Here is a 13,836-nt window from a genome sequence, read left to right as displayed (position 1 = left end):
CGCCTGAGATGGCGAAGAATTCCGAAGAGGCGTCGCCGGCTCGCCATGTAGTCCACGAATTTACCAGGAGCCTTTGGCACCTGCGTGATCTGCTCGCATTTCTGATTGTGCCGCTCTTTTTGCTTTCGGTTGTCATGTATTTCGTCGGCGGCCCGGTCGAATCGGGTAGCCGAACGCCATCCTGGTTTGCGCAAACCCTCTACTTCTGCGCGATCACGGCGCTCACGGTCGGTTACGGCGACGTGGTGCCCACCACAACTCCTGACCGTATCGATTCGGTATTGCTCGGAGTCTTCGATGTGCTGATGATGGGTATGGTCACCGCTGTAGCGGTTCAAGCTGTTCAGGAGGCAGCGCGCCGCGCTGGCCGACAGCGCTAAGGCCCTTTCCCGCAGTTGAGACAAGAGTTTGAAGCGGGTTCAAATTTTCACGGGCACCTGATGGTGCAATGGACGGCTTGTCGCCATACCGGTGCCAAGGACCGGTCCAGTGCGAAGATCAGCGGTTGGAAGCGACGTCGTAGCTTTCTCATCCTTTTCGCGGATCCACGAACAGGATTGCTAATTCGTCACCCGTCACCCGCGCGACAACGTTCTTTGGACCGGCGAGTTTCCTGCGTCGACGGCCCATCTCGCAGAGAAGGAGGTCCCCCAACTTGTGCCCTAACAGGTTGCTGAAATACACCCGAGCTGAAGCGGTCTCGCTCCAATTACGTGGCTCTCGCCGCAAGATTTTCGCATTGTGCAAATTCAATGCGAATTCAACGTCCTTTTAAGCGTTTTGAGGCCATTCCTGGCCTCATGTCTGCGTTTACCGTCACTATGGACGGACCTGTGCCAATGATCGCAGGCGCACGAGGTTGTAGGCGGCCATGTTCAACACGAACATCTGATCCACCTTCTTTAACCCGCGCACCATCGCCTGGCGCATCCGCCCTACGGTCTTCGCCCAGCCGAAGCCTTGTTCGATCAGCTTGCGCTTTTGCTGAGAAATGGCGTAGCCCACGCTCGAGGCAATCGTGTCGGCCACCGCCGAACGTCGCCCCGCGGTATTTTGCGCTACGTGCGGTGTGACCTTCATCTCGTGGCAGGCCTCGATGAATTCCTGTGCGTCGTAACCCTTGTCCGCACCCAGCGTGATCTCTGCGCTCGCATCCTTTACCGCTTGCCGCGCGTCGTTGATCATGATCTTGGCCGCTTCACGCTCGGCATGCCCGTCAGCGCGTGTCACGCGCGCGTTGACCACCAGGCCGTGCCGGTTATCCGTCAGCGTATGGCCCATGTACCGCAATTCGCTGGCCGTCTTGCCTTTGCGGTAGAGCCGCGCATCGGGATCGGTCCTGGACTGATGCGTCCCGTTGCTGCGCTTCTCGCCCTTGAAATTGCCTGCGCCCCCGTCGTCGCTGTCCTGATCGTCACCGTCCTTGCGCACGAAGCTCTTGTGCCCCGCCCACGCCTGGATCAGCGTGCCGTCCACGCTGAAGTGCTCGCCCGAAAGCAGGCACTTCTTCTCGGCGATCGCCACCACTTCGTTGAAAAATTCGATGACCGCATCGTGCTTGATCAATCGCTCGCGATTCTTCGTGAAGACCGTGGGCACCCACACCTCGTCATCCATTGCCAGCCCGATGAACCAGCGAAAAAGCAGGTTATATTGCACCTGCTCCATCAACTGCCGCTCTGAGCGGATGCTGTAGAGGATCTGGATCAGCATGGCTCGCAGCAGCTTCTCTGGCGCGATGCTCGGCCGCCCGCCCTTTATGTCCGCTTCGTACATCCCGGCAAACAGTCGATCCATCTTCGCCAGCGCTTCGTTCGCCATCACGCGGATCGATCGCAACGGATGCGACTGCGGGACGAAGTCGTCCAGCTTTCGCAGGGAAAACAGACTCTCGGTGAACGTGTCGGCGCCGCGCATGATCTCCAGTGGGCAAGTGAGGGACGTAATATCAACGCATCAGCGGCCTTATGCGATGACGTAAGCCGCCAGTACTTCAGCAACCTGCTAAGGCATTGTTAATGTCCTTGAACCCATCGAGATCAAAGAGGACAAGACCGCACACGATCCTCAGGGCAGAGTACTTCGGCACACCTGTGCGTCTCGGTGCCTACACGGTACGTAAAAGTGAATGGGCGCCCGAAGGCCTCCTCGATGAGGGAGGGAAAGTTGCGACACTCGCGCTACTCCGCCCATTTACTTGCCATTCGGTGCCTGGACAAGGCACGAAAGAGCCCTTGCTGAATCTGCGTGCCTGAAAGTGCGGATAACGGGCCAGTCGAATTTGACGCGCTTAGCGTTCTGTAAAAGGGATTTGCGCAGTAGTCCGGCACTCCCGGTTCATCGGCGAGTTTTCGCGTGAGGTCCGCTGTCGTGCTTCGTTCTTCAATGTGCTGACGAGCGAGATTCAGAGCCCGCCCTCCTTCGATCAGAAATGGATCATTGGCGGTCTCCTTTGAGGATTGCTGGTAGACATGCGGAATGATTGACCGGGCATGGCGCGCCGGGTGACCAGGCTGGGTTATGCCAGATCAACAATCAGGTTAGAAAGTCGCGGACCTTCGAACGCCACGAAAGCAACGGAATATTGGAGAGCCATTCCTACTGCGGTGGGCGCAAGAGGTTGTCGGCGTTGCGTGCTGCCAGTCTTATTGTCGTGCGGCGTGTGCCGGATTGCGGTCCCGTTTCGGCGGGTTATCCTTTCGACGTGGGTTTTGATCACGAAATAAGCGGAGAAGCTGAGGAGACGAGCGCAAAAATGTCTCGTTCTCGTTCGCTCCCAATGCGCTGTGGGCGTTGGTGATCACCCCTATTTCAGGGGATACGCGTTATCGGTGCGTGAGAGACTTCGGTCGGTGGAGAACTGTACTATATTGAATTCTCAAGGCGGGGGTCTCCTTCACGGGCTCGCGTTAGCGGTGAGGCCCAACGGCAGAAAGGGATAGCTCATGAGCACAAAACGTCACATGCTGCAGCGCTTCGAGTCTGCTTTCCTCGTCTCTGCGCTCTTCTTTATGAGCGGCCAGCTGGCTTATTCGCAACAGTATTCGACACCACAGCAGAAGCAAACCGCAGCGGTGAAGGAGACTGAGTCTCAGGCGCAAGCCCACGCGATCCTGATGAGGATGGCAGAGTTCCTTGGCAACGCAAACGCGTTCAGCGTCGATCTACGCAGTGGCTATGACGCCGTTCAAGCCTCCGGACAGAAAATTGAATTCGGTGAACTGAGAAATATCACGGTAAGCCGGCCCGACCGACTGCGTGCTGAAAGCGAACGCAGTGACGGCACCAAGACCGTTGCCGTTTTCGACGGCAAGGACATCGCCGTGGTCGATTTTGCTAACAAGGTCTATGCGACTGAAAAGCAGCAAGGTAACGTGGACGACACGCTCGTCCATTTTGTCCGCGATCTCCATCTGCGCTTTCCCTTGGCAATGCTGCTGACAAGCCGGCTGCCTGCAGAATTGCAACAGCGGGTGTGGCGGGTCGATTATGTGGAAAAGACAAACATTCAGGGCATTCCCGCGCATCACATTGCCGCTCGCACCGATACGGTGGATTTCCAGGTCTGGATCGCGGACGGCAACGAGCCCTACCCGGTGCGCGTTGTCCTGACTTATAAGGATTCTCCAGGTCAGCCGCAGTTCTGGGGGCAGTTGTCGAACTGGAACTTTGCGCCGAAGCTTGTCGAAGACACGTTTGTAGTGAGAATACCCGACGGTGCAAATAAGATCGCGTTCGCCGCTGAGATTCCCACGCTGCCCTCCAAGGCACGCAGGTCGTCGTCTGCCAAAGGAGCCACGAAATGAAAACCCTTCCATGGAGTAGCGTTGGTACAGTGTTGCTGGCTAGCCTCGTCCTTGCGGGGGGCATGCTCGACGCCAGCGCGGCGGGTCGTGAGGGTCGTGGCCGGGCTGGCGGTGAGCGCGGCAGCGGCGGTGAGGGGGGCTTCTCACGGGGAGGAGCTGCGGCTGGCGGATCGTTCTCGTCGGGGCGTGGAGGCGGAGCGGGTGCCTCCGCATATAGCGCGGGCGGCGGGCAGGCTGCCAGCGGTCAGCGCAGGCAAGCGGCCGGCGAAAATCAGGCGCAGCGGCAGTCTGCAGTGAATCAGGCGCAACAGACATCCAGCGCCAATCAGGCACAGCGACAAGCGGCCGCAAGCCAAAACCAGGCACAGCGACAAGCCGCCGCTAGCCAGAATCAGTCACAACGACAATCGGCGGTCAGTAACTGCTCCAATTGCGGCAGTTCCAGTTGGGACAACAATGATGCTGGCGCTGCATTTGTCGCTGGCGCGATGATTGCCGGCACGGCAGCAGTCGCAGCAAATGCGGCTGCTACTCCGCCTCCCGTGAGTACAGCGGCACCCATGCCTGCACCGCCACCGCCGCCAGCCCCGCCGCCCTGCAACGTGGCCCCGATCCTGGTCAGCGGCGCCTCTTATTACAAGTGCGGGGCGACATGGTTTACAGAGGGGTACGGAAGCGGCGGCGTCGTGTACGTGCCGACCCAGCCACCACCTGGCCATTCATAGCAGTTTCTGCGGCTCTGTCAGGCTGGTATGGACCGGCGGTAGAACGGAGCGGTGAAGAATACGAAATCGCTTTATCTCACGGCCACCGCTTCCCCGCTGTCGGCATTTGCTGCGCGATTCGGCGGCATTCCGGTTCTGCTTGAGCCTGCGCGACATCGACGTGTAGCTGCTTGAGCGTGGGGTCGTGGTCACCTACGAAACGATCCGTTGCTGGTTACGCCAGGTTCGGTGCTGGATTCGCCCAATGCGCAAGGCGGTGCGTCGGGCGGAAGCCCGGCAGCACTTGGCATCTAGATGAAATGTTCGTCACGCCGCGCGGCGAACCGTATCTATTGTGGTGTGCGGTCGACGAACATGGCGCCGAACCCGACGGTCACTGATCGCGCTCACCAATGAGTTCGCGCTCCCTCGCGCGAGCGTGCGCCTCAGTTAGCCACGCAGGAGCCACCTCCGGCTCCGCGTTGAAAGCCCGTGGCGATCATGTGCATGAGACTCGATGCCGCTCAACAGGATCCGGGCGCAACGAAAATTCTTGAAGCCGAGCATAGGCCGCGTGCGTCGCTTGATCGCCCGATGATCTTGCTCGACAACATTGTTCAGATACTTGTTCTGGTGAATCTTGATCGGTGTTTCCCGCTCCGCGTCGAGAGCATCCAGCGCGGCCAGGTTCGCACCGCTTTTATCGATTGTCACCGTCGCGGGTTCGCCGTTTGGTTCTGTTGCAATAAGGCGGTCGGATGAAAGCTTGATGATGAATGATGGCGGAGCGAGGCATCTCAGACGATCATTCAACCGTACATCGTGGGCTCTCAAACTGCTGCCTGTGCTGGAAAAGGCGTTTCGCCACTATAAACGCCCCGTCGGCAAGAGCTGGCGCGTTGACGAGACCTACGTCAAGATCAATGGCCAATGGAAATACTGTATCGCGCCGTCGACACGACAAGGCCGGCAACACCATCGACTTTCTGTTGCGAGCCCAGCGGGATAAGACTGCGGCGCGCGCGGCATTTCGAAAAATCGATCGCCCAGAGTGACGAACCCGAGACGGTGACGATCGCCAATATGGCTGCGCTGGAAGCCATTCACGCCGAGCGAGAAAAGCCCATCATGAACCGCCCCGGGAATCGTGGAGGCTGGTTGGTTTAGTAAGTCGATACCGGCGCAGCAGCTGTATTGCTGAGTTGCCGGTAGTGGTTGAACCACCATTCCAGCGTCGCCAGCTCGACAGACTCACGCGTTTTCCACGGCGCACGGCGATGAATCAGTTCTGCCTTGTACAGGCCGTGAATTACGGTGGCGAGCCGATCACCTCGAGCTTCGTCGAGTCAGCGGTCAATCAGGTGGTCAGCAAGCGCTTTGTGACCATCATCGGCTGATGGAACCGCTCGGCTATATCCCGCCCGCAGAAGCTGAGGCAAACGGATGCTGGAGCGGACACAATCGCTGACGGGCTCGAGTGGTCGTATGGGTGGGGACGTGCCGGCCGCTCAGCACACGTACGCGCCGGTGCGCGATCGCGTCCTGCGTAATCGGCGACGACAAGGCGCGCCCTGCGTTCGGCGCTCGTATGATAGAAATTCGCGCGTACCTTGTTGGCATCCCGATTACGAAGGGAAGCGCCGGTACGCGCGTGAGTACGGCCGAGCCCGGCCTGCGCTACTATTCCTCACGCCAGTAAGCGGCGGCGAACGCAACGCAAGAAAAACCGTCGCCTTCGCGGGCCCACCCTTCCGGTGGGCCCGCTCCGTCCTATTTTGTGCTGGCTGGCGTGACAGAGATTGCGACCGACTCCGTGTACACCACCTCGACGTGGTCGCCCTTGCGGATATTCTTCAGCTGTTCCGGATTTTCGACGATCAGGTCCACGTCACTGCCTTGAGGGCCTTTGACCGTGATGGTTTTCAGCTTCGGGCTCACCGAAACGACATCGGCCATCACCGTCACCTCGCGGCCAACTGTGCCGCCGGGCTTTTCCCCGGAAGCCGCGCGCTCCTGGATCAGGCGTTGCGTGCCCGAACGGGGGCCGCCCTTTTTGGCAAGACTCACCGAGATCGCCTTTGTATAAACGGTCGTGACAACGTCGCCAACCTTGAGCTGGTCAAAGTTGCGCGTCTCGTCGCCCACTTCAAGCCTGATCACCTTGCCTGCGCCGTCCTTCAGCGTGACGGTACGGGTTGCCGGCTCAATCGCAACGATCGTGGCGGTGACTGTGGTCGTTCCCGCCGCCGTGGTTTTCTCCGGTCCTTTTGTGACGTCTAGGGAGGTTTGAGGCTGCGCAAGCGCCACAGTTGTCGTCAATGCGGCGACAGTCATGCACACCAGATTCTTCACTTTCATGTCTGAGCTCCTGTCCATGTCAAAGAGCGTTTAGCACGCTCTTCAGCAGCCAAAGCTTCGACCGTCGAGCGGAGCCGCTAATCACATCACAAATTTTGGGCGGTAGACAAGGGTGCAACGCGCAAACCCACCGCGCGGGCGCAATCCGGGACGCTCCTGCTAGAGTAAGCATTCGCTCTGTGACAACTCACCGCAAGTCGCCCTCCGTAACGTTTTTATACTGAAAACGTTCCGAAAGACTGGCAATAAAACGTACCAAAACTCAGCGAGCTTCTCGGTCAATCGAAATTTGTATTGATTTTTGTAAGTGAAGCACTCGCCATGAAAACTCTTAAATCTCTTCTCGCAGCAACCCCTCTCGCTCTTGCCTCTGTGGTTTAGCTCAATCGACACAAAGGAACGCGCGAACCGCGACGTATTAATCTCCATTTACATCGTTTGCATGAACGAGGAACGACTCCCATGACCTTGCTTGACATTGTGTCTTTGTTACTGCGCCTTCTATGAAATACACCGAAGCCTTTTCTTTCTTTTGGGCGAAACCGACAATATCAATTGGTCCGCTTCTATTCGTCGCGCACGATAAGGGGTATCCGTCCTTTTCGTGCTAAATCTGGCGGTTTCTCCGCAGAGCCTTTATTTATAAGGCTGTCGTCGGCTCTGGCTCTTCAGGAGATCGCAAAAGTATCTGCGATAACATACCTGCCCGCGATCACGGATCGCGCGACCTTGTCGGGAGGCGAAGATGCCAGGCTTGGAATTTCGCTATGTGGGACAGGATCGCCTGCCCGCCCGACTTTCGGAATTTGACGTGGAGCGCTACTTCGCGTTGACTGATAGCGACGTTGCCGCAGTCAACGAGCGTTTCCGGCGCGATCACCGTGCCGGCGTCGCGATCCAGTTGGTCTTTCTGCGTGCCAGTGGCCACACTCTCGATCATGTCGGCACTCTGCCGCGCCAGTTGTTGCGCTATGTCGGCGAGCGGCTCAACCTGCCCACCCCGACGATCGCCTCCCTCCGGACGCTCTATCAGCGCTATAAGACACTGTACGAGCATCAGCACTGGACCTGCGAATATCTCGGCATCACGTCGATCGGACCGAAGCACTGGGCGGAATTGGAAACGTGGATGCGACAGGACGCCACCGAATCGCTCACGCTTGACGAACTGCTCCAGCACGCCCTTTGCTGGCTGTATGAGCGTCGCATTCTGATACCCGCCGAACGGAAGCTGCGCGATCTCGGCCGTTCGATCTGGTCGGACGTTGAACGTGGTCTGCTCGCACTTATCGAGGCAACGGTCACGGAAACGCAGTTGATGCACGCCGATGCTGTTCTCTCTGCCCAGCACGGGACGTCCGGCATGAGAGTTCTCGAATGGCTCAAGACGCCACCGGCGCGACACAGCCCCACGACGCTCACCGAAACTCTCGCAAAGGTTCGGTTCCTCAAGGAACTCGGCGCGCATACTTGGCTACTCGACGCCGTGCCAATCGAAAAGCAGCGTGCATACGCGCAGCGCGTCCAGGCTCGCCGTCCTGCGAAGGTCCGCGAACTCAAGGCATCGACCCGTACCATCGAGCTGATCTTCTTCCTGCGCGTCACGCTGCTCGAGCTGACTGACGCGCTACTCTACCAAACAGGGCGCCGCGTATCCGACCTCGTCCGGCAGGCTTACGATCGAACGACGGTTCGACAGGCACGCTCTGCTATCGAATACCGGCAGCAACTGGTCGCGATAAAGGAGCTGGTTCACGATAGCGAGCGCACCGCGCAAGAACGCCTCGACGATATTGGAAAGCTGCTTGAGGACCTCGTAGACAGGCCACCGATAAGTCACGCAGCCAGCGTACGTGAAACGCTCACCGACGATCACCACCGCATCCGCAATCCGCTGGGGCCGTTACGTGAGCTCGGCTTCGTGGGACGCGACGCGGAACCAAGCCTGCGGCAGTTCGAACTTGTCGGCACACTGCATGACAGGGGCGCGACCGAATTGCCGGTCGACTGCGACGTGCCGGTCAGCGCGGCCTGGCGCGATCTCGTCCAAGGTGACGATCGGGCGCGCGCGTTGCGGGCACTGGAAGCCTCGGCAATCACCGGTCTGCGCAAGGGACTTCGCCGTGGCTCGGTCTGGATTGACCACAGCCTGTCGTTCCGGGAGCGTGACCAGTTGCTGATTCCACCCGCTCAATGGGAAAGCGAACGCGACCGCTACCTGGCATCGCTCGGATTGCCTGCAACCGCGGAGCCATTCCTGGAAAGGTTGACGGAACATCTCAAGGCCGGCCTGGCCGCGCTTGAGGAAGCGCGCGAGGCAGGCCGCGTGACGATCGGCACGGACGGCGCGGTGCACCTGTCGACGATCGAAGCGTTGCCGACCGATGGCATACCGAAACACACGCGGGACCTGATATTCAGGGAGATCGGCAACGCGCAGTTCGCCGACATGATTATGGAGATGGACGCCCACACTGGCTTCAGTGAAGTGCTCCGGTCACGCAAGGCGCGCGATACGAACGAACTCGTCTCGCTGTACGCCGCGTTGATCGCCCACGGCACGGAACTGGACGCGAGGAGCGTCGCGGCCATGATCCCGCAACTGGACCCCGCGAACATTTCAACGGCAATGCGCTTCCTTGAAATGCCCGGTCGGCTGCCGCGTGCAAATGACCGCGTGGTTGAATTCCAGCGCACGCATCCGATTACGGAACTCTGGGGTAACGGACGGCAGGCATCGAGCGACTCCATGAGTCTGGATACGTCACCGCACCTGTTTTATGCGCGGGTCGATCCACGGCGTCGCACCCATGCGGTGGGCATGTACACGCACGTGCTGGATCAGCACGGCATTGTCTATAACCAGCCCATCGTGCTGGACGAACGCCAGGCTGGCGTGGCGATCGAGGGCGTAATCCGTCACAACGAGAACCGTGACGACGGTGGACTGCTGCGTCTCTCAGTAGACACGCATGGATACACGAACGTAGGGATGGCGGTGTCGAAGCTGCTCGGTTTTGATCTCTGCCCACGTCTGCGCAACCTCTCGGAACGCAAACTGCATCTGCCGAGAGCCGTGGCTGCGCCCGACGGGCTGGCAGCGGTCGTCGCCTACGAGATCTCCATCAAGGCAATTCGTGAAGGCTGGAAGGAACTGCTGCGCCTCGTTGCATCAATTCATGCGGGACGCGTGAGCGCAATGGTCGCGTTGCAACGGTTCGGCAGCGCGGCGCAGGGCGACCCGGTGTACCGGGCTGCAGACCACCTCGGCAAGTTACTGCGCACGCTTTTCCTGTGCGACTACTTCAGCAACATTGAGTTCCGGCGAGAAATGCATACGCTGCTCAACCGCGGTGAATCGGTTCATCAGTTGCAGCGCGCAATCTATACCGGCAAGATCGCGCCAGAGCGCGGACGGCGCCGCGACGAAATGATCGCGATTTCTGGCTCCTTGACGCTGCTGACAAACCTGGTCATTGCGTGGAATACACAGCGCATCCAGGCGACCCTTGATCGTTGGCGAAGCAAGGGTCAAGGGGTGGACGACGACTGGTTGCGGCGGATGGGGCCAGCGCACTTTACCCATGTGAATTTCCGTGGAACGCTGAGCTTTCCGATCGATCGCTATCGAGAGATGCTTCTGGATGCTGCGCCATGGCGGCGCATCGCTCGATCGTGAATCGGTTCTGCATGCACACAGATTGCAGGATTGAGGCGCGTGGCGCGGTTTCGTCGGCCGCCCACAGTCATGCGCTCGCCGGCCAAGCGCGCGGGCGGATGAAAGCGCCAGATTTTGCATCAAAAGGATGCGGTCCCGCAGAATCGAAGATTTGCAAGTGTTTGTTTGTAAAAGAAAAATCAAAACAAACCGCCAGATTTAGCACGAAAAGGACGGATACCCCGAAAATGATCGACAGCGCGAAGTGGACAATCAGGGCCACCATCACAATGCCCAGGTCAAACGCGGCCGGTTGCGCCAGGATACCCTGCCCCAAGGCGATTGCCGCGATCATACGCGGTGGTCCCCATGGGCTCTGCCCCATAACCCACATGGCGAGGAGCTCGAGCACCAGAAAGACCACACCTGCCACACAGCCGCCGATGATTGCTGCACGCCAGTCAGGCGTACGGCGCGCGAAATGATGGGAGTGCATGTGAAGTTCCATCGTGACCTCCTTTGAGAGCGTCTCGGGTTACCGGATATCACAGAATTTCGGGAGTGAGTTTGACAAGGTGATCCGGTTCGGCATGCACGCGCAGCCATTCCTGCGTGATGCCGCAGTTCGCTTTCGATACGCGCCTACTCGTCCGCGCCCGCGTTAGAAAGGGGCAGCAAACCCTTCGGCAGTCATCCGTACCAGTCGAATTGCAAGAACGCCCTACGTTGGTGGCGCGTAAGACCGGTTCGTCAGATCACTTCTGCAAATGATGGTTAGCCAGCAGACCGGTGCCCGGTCGGCGCAGACGGCATAGAGCAGCATTGGCTCCAGCTTTAGGGCCGCGGCGTTATCCTGGGAAATCGGATCACGGACGAAAACAATCCCATGGCTCGGGTGGTTAAAGTTGAAGCTGGCAATCACCATGTATGACGCGAACGACAAGCCCATTGGCCATAGCGATAAGCGTGGCCACAGGACGGTGCCACCCGGCTCGCAGGCTATGATGGTCGCGACGGTGCTCTGCGAAGGTGCGCAGGCCAAGAAGTAACCGCATGCGATAGAATCGATTGTGCGCATCTCCTCCAAAGACTGCGCATTACCTTGTGTTTTTCGGGGCGCCTTGTGCGCCCTCTTTTTCTTGCCAGCCGGCCCGCGTTACTCGCCGCCTTCGGGGGCAGCATGAAAGAGGCAACAGCAGTGGCGTTCCTGGTCGCATGTGCGTATCTGCCTATTCGAGCCTTCGCGAAGCAGCCTCCGTCCGATATAGACCTTCGAGCGGCATACTGCATACCGATCGTCAATCAACAGGTGGCCGTCTACCAGAATGCACTGTCCAGCCCCGGCCGGCCATTGCCTCCGCAGCTAGAACAGACGATCAAAAACATGGCTGCAGACGCACAGGACAGGGCCGACCACCTGAAGCGCTATCTCCAGCCGAGGATGGCAGACCTCGACGCAACCGCATTGCTAGCAGCCGCAGAGCAGGGGAAGCAGGACTTGCAACGCGGCGAACAGGATGTAATTCAATGCATGACCTCCTGCCAGAACGACGCCAATCCGGCCGCGTGCACGTCTTCATGCAGCACCGACACGTTGGCTAGGGTGAGAAGGTGTACGAAGCTGGACTGGCTGCCCTGACGCACTCCCAGATCCGTTGCCCTTTCGCAAGGCTGCGGAGCCAAAACGATGGGCAGCGGAACCATAAACGTAGTCCTTTCGCGAAGGCACCCGATTCGCGGTTCGTAAAGTGAAAAAGTCCCGGTGCGCGCCCGCCCGCGACTCGACGTTGGTCCGATTGTCCCCATAGACGTAGGCTTTTCACGTCGGACCATCTCTTCGGACCCGCATAGGCAGGGCGAAAAGACTATGTCTATAGGGGCGCGGCGACGATGTCGCTGCATGTCCTGAACTCCCTCTCCTTCCGCACAGCATCTTCGAGCCGTTGCTCGACGAAGTCTCCAAGCCCGAGCCGGGACCCGATTCGCGACCAAATCTTGATTTGCGACCAGTCAATTCCCATGGCGCACCCCCGGATTTTTAGAAACGAATACCGGCGCCCCGGGTGTTTCATCAACAGCGTGCGCCCAGGTCGACGCACCGCCGCAGGAAGATGCCGAAGGGAGTCGCAGTTATTGCGACGGGGCACATCAAAAACCGCGTGCCACGTGTAGTCCGCCAAGTGTGCAAGGGCGGTTTGACAAGGTTCGTGCGACAGGCCGACGTCCGCGCCAATGTTGTAGCATTTCGCCTGACGCGATCGGCCGTAGCCGACCAGGAACTGACGTGCGCGGTTGCAAGAGAGCAAAGACCGCACTCAACGGCTCTTCGGTCATTCGGTTTCCTATTTGCTCGGCACGTGCCGCAAAGCAAGAGCGGCCGCGCCGCCCCGGACGCTCTGCGGCAGCGATACGGCGCGACGGGCTCGGGGGCTGCGCCTGACACGCGGCAGGTGGTCGGACGGGCCCTGCCCGACCTCGCATGCGCGGGCGTAGAATTGAAGCAGGTCCGGCAACAGGGAGCCGCACGGTGAAACCCATCATGCTGCGCTGGCTGCGCACCCTGATTCCAGCAATCGCATTGGTGTGGATGTCTTCCACGCGGCCGACGATTTTGCGCCCCTTCGCACGAAAATGATCAAGGACATCGGGGAGCTCACGACCGAAACCTTCGCCGCAACCGGCAGACCCGCCATCGATCCGCGCGTGTTCGCCGCAATGGACCAGGTGCCTCGCCACCAGTTCGTTCCGCCTGGCGAGGAGCGCAACGCCTACGAGAACCGGCCGCTTCCCATCGGCTACGGCCAGACCATTTCGCAGCCATACATTGTCGCGTTGATGACCGACCTGATGATGATCAAGCCCACTGACGTCGTGCTGGAGGTCGGCACGGGCTCAGGGTACCAGGCGGCGATCCTCTCGGCACTCGCGCGAGCGGTTTATACGATCGAAATCATCGAGCCTTTGGGCAAGGCGGCACAGGAGCGCTTGCAGCGGCTCGCATACAAGAAGGTGGAAACCACAGTGGGAGACGGCTATTACGGGTGGGAAGTCCACGCGCCCTACGACGCCATCATCGTCACCGCCGCCGCGAGCCATGTCCCTCCTCCCCTCGTGCGGCAGTTGAAGCCGGGCGGCAGGATTGTCATTCCGGTAGGCGCGCAGTTTCTGACGCAGTATCTGCTGCTGATCACGAAGGCGAACGACGGGACCGTCTCCACCCGGCAGATTCTGCCCGTCAGCTTCGTGCCACTCGCCGGGCACTGATTCTGCGCGGGAATCAGGCGACGCAACGGGACAGCGCGAACCCGCA

9 protein-coding genes and 4 pseudogenes are annotated in these 13,836 nt (G+C 59.5%); 7 read left to right on the top strand and 6 right to left on the bottom strand.

The features are described 5' to 3' along the window. Positions 1 to 8: 8 nt before the first annotated feature. Positions 9 to 380 carry a potassium channel family protein gene (locus tag GCT13_RS14735; protein ID WP_152759201.1) on the top strand — a complete coding sequence of 124 codons (372 nt, stop codon included), beginning with the start codon at positions 9 to 11 and terminating at the stop codon, positions 378 to 380. 148 nt (positions 381 to 528) lie between these two features. Here the strand turns inward: GCT13_RS14735 and GCT13_RS51180 are convergent, their stop codons facing one another. After that, the gene (locus GCT13_RS51180) at positions 529 to 684 is read right to left on the bottom strand and encodes a diguanylate cyclase domain-containing protein (protein ID WP_407670799.1); all 156 of its coding nucleotides are present in this window, start codon (positions 682 to 684) and stop codon (positions 529 to 531) included. A 135-nt stretch (positions 685 to 819) separates the two neighbouring features. After that, positions 820 to 1,917, bottom strand: a complete 1,098-nt coding sequence (locus tag GCT13_RS14725) for an IS5 family transposase (protein ID WP_152759195.1) — start codon at positions 1,915 to 1,917, stop codon at positions 820 to 822. Between the two features lie 1,028 nt (positions 1,918 to 2,945). Between GCT13_RS14725 and GCT13_RS14720 the strand changes: the two genes are divergently transcribed. Continuing rightward, on the top strand, positions 2,946 to 3,806 hold the full coding sequence (locus GCT13_RS14720; protein WP_227746842.1) for a DUF2092 domain-containing protein: 861 nt from the start codon (positions 2,946 to 2,948) through the stop codon (positions 3,804 to 3,806). 776 nt (positions 3,807 to 4,582) lie between these two features. Further along, positions 4,583 to 4,902: pseudogene (locus GCT13_RS49215) on the top strand (IS6 family transposase); the annotation flags it as partial. 54 nt (positions 4,903 to 4,956) lie between these two features. Here GCT13_RS49215 and GCT13_RS14710 read toward each other — a convergent pair. After that, positions 4,957 to 5,254: pseudogene (locus GCT13_RS14710) on the bottom strand (DDE-type integrase/transposase/recombinase); the annotation flags it as partial. Between the two features lie 32 nt (positions 5,255 to 5,286). Between GCT13_RS14710 and GCT13_RS14705 the strand changes: the two are divergent. Continuing rightward, positions 5,287 to 5,647, top strand: a pseudogene (locus tag GCT13_RS14705) (DDE-type integrase/transposase/recombinase); the annotation flags it as partial. A gap of 26 nt (positions 5,648 to 5,673) precedes the next feature. Here GCT13_RS14705 and GCT13_RS14700 read toward each other — a convergent pair. Together GCT13_RS14700 and GCT13_RS14695 are read right to left on the bottom strand one after the other, a co-directional pair. Next, positions 5,674 to 5,832: pseudogene (locus tag GCT13_RS14700) on the bottom strand (IS3 family transposase); the annotation flags it as partial. 448 nt (positions 5,833 to 6,280) lie between these two features. After that, the gene (locus GCT13_RS14695; RefSeq protein ID WP_152759192.1) at positions 6,281 to 6,868 is read right to left on the bottom strand and encodes a hypothetical protein; all 588 of its coding nucleotides are present in this window, start codon (positions 6,866 to 6,868) and stop codon (positions 6,281 to 6,283) included. Between the two features lie 745 nt (positions 6,869 to 7,613). Between GCT13_RS14695 and GCT13_RS14690 the strand changes: the two genes are divergently transcribed. Continuing rightward, positions 7,614 to 10,547 carry a Tn3 family transposase gene (locus GCT13_RS14690; protein ID WP_152759189.1) on the top strand — a complete coding sequence of 978 codons (2,934 nt, stop codon included), beginning with the start codon at positions 7,614 to 7,616 and terminating at the stop codon, positions 10,545 to 10,547. Positions 10,548 to 10,614: 67 nt separating this feature from the next. Here GCT13_RS14690 and GCT13_RS48355 read toward each other — a convergent pair whose 3' ends face one another. After that, positions 10,615 to 11,034 (bottom strand): hypothetical protein, encoded by a 420-nt coding sequence (locus tag GCT13_RS48355; RefSeq protein ID WP_193727667.1) that lies wholly within the window; start codon positions 11,032 to 11,034, stop codon positions 10,615 to 10,617. A gap of 672 nt (positions 11,035 to 11,706) precedes the next feature. Between GCT13_RS48355 and GCT13_RS14680 the strand changes: the two genes are divergently transcribed. Then, positions 11,707 to 12,165 carry a hypothetical protein gene (locus GCT13_RS14680; protein ID WP_152759186.1) on the top strand — a complete coding sequence of 153 codons (459 nt, stop codon included), beginning with the start codon at positions 11,707 to 11,709 and terminating at the stop codon, positions 12,163 to 12,165. A 992-nt stretch (positions 12,166 to 13,157) separates the two neighbouring features. Further along, entirely contained in the window at positions 13,158 to 13,790 is a 633-nt protein-coding gene (locus GCT13_RS14675) for a protein-L-isoaspartate(D-aspartate) O-methyltransferase (protein WP_227746841.1), read from the top strand. Positions 13,791 to 13,836: the final 46 nt, after the last annotated feature.

Origin of the sequence: Paraburkholderia franconis, from assembly GCF_009362735.1 — a bacterium.
Lineage (GTDB): Bacteria > Pseudomonadota > Gammaproteobacteria > Burkholderiales > Burkholderiaceae > Paraburkholderia > Paraburkholderia franconis.
Note: the sequence above shows the minus strand (reverse complement) of the source record. Positions and strands in the feature narration are given on the sequence as shown.